The sequence below is a fragment of the Microbacterium sp. genome (assembly GCF_036277215.1).
Classification (GTDB): Bacteria; Actinomycetota; Actinomycetes; order Actinomycetales; family Microbacteriaceae; genus Microbacterium.
This window is the reverse complement of the sequence record NZ_DASUNI010000149.1, coordinates 1-2,216: the sequence shown is the minus strand read 5'-3', so window position 1 is coordinate 2,216 and position 2,216 is coordinate 1. Positions and strand designations below refer to the sequence as shown.

Sequence of the window (2,216 nt, the reverse complement as noted above, 5' to 3'; positions counted from 1 at the left end):
GGCGACCTGGTCGTCCACGTGTTCCACGAGCAGGAGCGCATGTACTACGGGCTCGAGCGACTGTGGAAGGACTGCCCGGTCGTTCCCGTGGAACTGCCCGCGGCGTCCACGATCGACTAGAGCGTCACTGCAGGCAGAACTCGTTCCCCTCCGGATCCTGCATCTGGTGGTAGAGCTCCGGCCACTCGCCCCATGACTGGTCCACGAGTCGCACGACGGTCGCGCCGAGGGCGACCAGCCGGTCTTTCTCCGCATCCAGCTGCTCACGCGTCGGTTGGCCTTCCGCGACCGTCGACACGTCGAGGTGCAGGCGATTTCGCCCGCTCTTCGGAGAATCAGCGTGGTGGAAGAACAACCGAGGGCCGTCTTCACCCTTTCTCCGAGGGACCGTAGCGCCCGTTGCGGACATACCTCGTCGGTCGAGGCATCCGAGTCGATGTAGTAATCTAGTCGGGTTGCCTCCGCTCGCGGAGGTCGCGTCCGGGCCTGTGGCGCAGCTGGTAGCGCACCTGCATGGCATGCAGGGGGTCAGGGGTTCGAGTCCCCTCAGGTCCACCAATGTGAGAAGCGTCCCGCCGGCCGGGGCGCTTCTTTCTTTCGGCCGCCGGTGCCGCTGCCCCAATCGGGCCGGTCCTTGACCGGGCACGTCGTGCGGGAGAGTCTGGAACGATCCGAGGAGGCTCCCGATGACCGACGTGACCCCGTTCCTGTGGTTCGACGACGACGCTGAGCAAGCGATCATGTTCTACACCGCCCTGATCCCCGGCTCGGAGGTCGTGTCGATCGGAAGGTACCCGGACGAGGTCCCGGGCATGGGCGGCAAGGTGATGCACGCGCACTTCCGGCTCGCCGGGCGCGACTATTACGCGATGGATGCCGGCCCTCAGTTCCCGTTCACCGAGGCGGTCTCGCTTTTCGTTTCGTGCGCCGACCAGGCGGAGGTCGACCGCTACTGGGCGGCCCTGACCGCCGACGGGGGACAGGAGCAGCCGTGCGCCTGGCTCAAGGACCGATGGGGTCTCTCCTGGCAGATCGTTCCCGACCGCCTGATCGAGCTCATCCGCGATCCCGACCCCGACCGCTCCCATCGCGCGGTGCAGTCGATGCTCACGATGACGAAGATCGACATCGCCGCGATCGAAGCAGCCGCCGCAGGATCGTGAGATCTCTTCGCCGGGGTCTCGTCGTCGGATTCCTCGTGGCCGTCGCGTCGTCGGCGGCCGCGTGCTCACCCCCCGAGCCGGGCAGCTCGGTGCCGCCGCGCGCGTCCGTCAGCCCGATCGAGACTGCGACTCCGGCTCCGGCGCCCGCGGAGCCGACCGGCTGGTGGCGAACGGTCGGCGAGCCCGTAACCCTGGCGGCCGGGCTGGTCGCGCCCTGGTCGGTGGTCCCCCTCGACGGTGGGGGAGCCCTGATCTCGGAGCGGGACACCGGAACGGTCCGCGAGCTGACCGCGGCCGGCGAGCTGCGAACGGCCGGGGCCGTTCCCGGGGTCGTGTCCGGCGGCGAGTCCGGACTGCACGGCCTGGCCGTACGGCAGGAACCGCGCGCCGATCGACGATGGCTCTACGCGTATCACGGCGCATCCGATGACAACCGCGTGGTCCGGATGCCGCTGCTCGGCGGGGCGGGCGCGCTCAGCCTCGGCGAGCCCGAGGTCGTGATCTCCGGAATCGGCCGGCAGAGCACGCACAACGGAGGACGGATCGCCTTCGGCCCCGACGGACTGCTCTACGTCGCCACAGGCGATGCTCAGAACCGGGATGCCGCGCAGGACCCCGACGCGCTGAACGGCAAGATCCTTCGCCTGACGCCAGAGGGCGAGCCCGCGCCGGGCAACCCGTTCGGCAATGCGGTGTGGACACTGGGGCACCGCAACGTCCAGGGCCTCGCGTGGACGTCCGACGGTGAGCTGTGGGCGAGCGAGTTCGGACAAAACGCGTGGGACGAGCTGAACCACATCGTCGCCGGCGCCAATTACGGCTGGCCGGTCGTGGAGGGCGATGCCGGCGACGACAGATTCACGGATCCGGTGATCGCGTGGTCCACCGACGAGGCCAGCCCGAGCGGGATCGCCGCGGTGGGGAGCACCGTGTTCGTCACGGGACTGCGCGGTGAGCGGCTGTGGGTCGTGGACGTGACCCCGGCGCACGTGGTTGAGCAGGCGACCGTCGGGCTGGAGGGCCAGGGACGCCTGCGCGATGCGGTCGCGGCGC

The 2,216-nt window shown here is 69.5% G+C and carries 4 protein-coding genes and 1 tRNA gene; 4 read left to right on the top strand and 1 reads right to left on the bottom strand.

All coding sequences use genetic code 11. The features are described from left to right. Window positions 1-120, top strand: a 120-nt coding sequence (locus tag VFX99_RS07660; protein ID WP_329665704.1) for an RsfS/YbeB/iojap family protein, incomplete at its 5' end; no start/stop codon positions are given. A 4-nt stretch (window positions 121-124) separates the two neighbouring features. Here the strand turns inward: VFX99_RS07660 and VFX99_RS07655 are convergent. Further along, on the bottom strand, window positions 125-409 hold the full coding sequence (locus tag VFX99_RS07655) for a VOC family protein (protein ID WP_329665703.1): 285 nt from the start codon (window positions 407-409) through the stop codon (window positions 125-127). A gap of 73 nt (window positions 410-482) precedes the next feature. Here VFX99_RS07655 and VFX99_RS07650 point away from each other — a divergent pair. From VFX99_RS07650 to VFX99_RS07640, 3 genes are all read left to right on the top strand, one after another. Continuing rightward, window positions 483-558 (top strand) — tRNA-Ala (locus tag VFX99_RS07650). 128 nt (window positions 559-686) lie between these two features. Further along, window positions 687-1,163, top strand: coding sequence for a VOC family protein (locus VFX99_RS07645; protein ID WP_329665702.1), 477 nt, complete (start codon window positions 687-689; stop codon window positions 1,161-1,163). Next, window positions 1,160-2,216, top strand: a 1,057-nt coding sequence (locus VFX99_RS07640) for a PQQ-dependent sugar dehydrogenase (protein ID WP_329665701.1), incomplete at its 3' end; no start/stop codon positions are given. The genes VFX99_RS07645 and VFX99_RS07640, both read left to right, overlap by 4 nt.